At 37.7% G+C, this 1,404-nt stretch carries 1 protein-coding gene; it reads right to left on the bottom strand.

Annotation, left to right across the window (positions count from 1 at the left end):
* Positions 1 to 148 precede the first annotated feature (148 nt).
* A complete protein-coding gene (locus ADA01nite_RS21655) occupies positions 149 to 1,264 on the bottom strand; it encodes an IS4 family transposase (protein WP_146812493.1) in 1,116 nt (371 codons plus the stop codon).
* Positions 1,265 to 1,404 lie beyond the last annotated feature (140 nt).

Consider the following 1,404-nt stretch of genomic DNA (forward strand, 5'->3'; position numbering starts at 1 on the left):
TCACTAGCGTTGCATAAATATAGTCGAAATTTTCAGTTTATATTCACCCTTGAATTTAGGCCAAAAAGTCACAACCTAAAGAAAAGGTGGCACTGTCCATTTGGTAAAAATATACATTTCAGACTAATGCAACAACGACAACTGTTAATTACGGACTAGATTGTTCTTCAAATCTTCGTAACCAAACGTAAGCAGGCTTCCAGATGGCAGCCTTTAACCATCGAACAATTCGAAGCAGGGATTTCTTACTTTTCGTCTCAAGCTGAACGAGTACATTCAAGCAATAGGCGATGAGTGCTAAGTAAATCTGATTTTGTACAGCTGTTTCACTCATTCCATAAAAATGCTTGATTTCTACATGCTGTTTGAGCCATTTGAAAAATAGTTCAATCGCCCAGCGTGACCGGTAAATTTCACTGATCTCTTCGGCACTCAAATCGAATCGGTTTGTGATTAAACGAAGGATGTTCCCTTTTGTATCGATTACTTCAAGAAGGCGAAAGACATTTTCTGCACGATTTTGTGTGGTACCTATGTAGACCATTTTATCGGATAAAACCGTACTATTATCAGGAAGGGAAAAGGTTTCAACTTCGCGAATGACAGCGTTTTTCTTCAGTCTTGAAACGAAGAAATAGCCATCATCTGTCATTCGGTCAAAACGTTCGTAGTCCACATATCCACGGTCAAACACATACATGGCTTCTTGATCATCCACAAGGACTTCAAGTTGATTTCTGTCATGTTCTTTCGCTGTCGTAATCACTGCTTTTTCTGGATAAACGGTGTCCTTATCCATAAAAACGAGTCGCAAATGTAGCTTTACACCAGCTTTCGTTTTACGGAATTTAGCCCATTTATAGTTTGTTAAGTTCAGTGGAAGCGTACTTGAATCAATGATTTTCAGTGGCATATTCTTTCCACTCTTATAGTGGAATCGTTGAATTTCACACACAAGGTTCAAGAACAAATTTGAGAGAATAGCTGGGTTGATCTTATTGTTCTTTCGTGATAACTGGGAAGCACTAATCGATTCAAAACCTAGTGTTTTTTGCAAATCTTCATCAAGTAGCGCGTCACTCATCGCTTGTAGACTCTCGGTTTCGTGCAATTGAGCGAATAGCAAAAGCTTGATATAAGCATCTGTCGTAAGCTTCTTTGTATAGTAATCTTGTTTACATTCTTCAACTTGTTCAGAAAGTTTTTGAATATTTATGGGTGAAACCCATTTACCAAATGATGAAAGTAGTGTATTCTTGTCCATGGGATTTGGTCCTTTATTTGGATTTGGACAGGAACCACCTGACCTATTCATTATAAAGGACTTTTTTGTTGTCTGGTAAGCTAGAATTTGAACATTATCAAGATTTTGAATCATCAGACTTAGTTAATGCAACGCTAGTG

Origin of the sequence: Aneurinibacillus danicus (assembly GCF_007991215.1) — a bacterium.
Lineage (GTDB): Bacteria > Bacillota > Bacilli > Aneurinibacillales > Aneurinibacillaceae > Aneurinibacillus > Aneurinibacillus danicus.

What these genes read in the sequence shown, in the direction of transcription:
- ADA01nite_RS21655 (WP_146812493.1), bottom strand. Translation starts at nt 1,264, where the DNA reads ATGGACAAGAATACACTACTTTCATCATTTGGTAAATGGGTTTCACCC.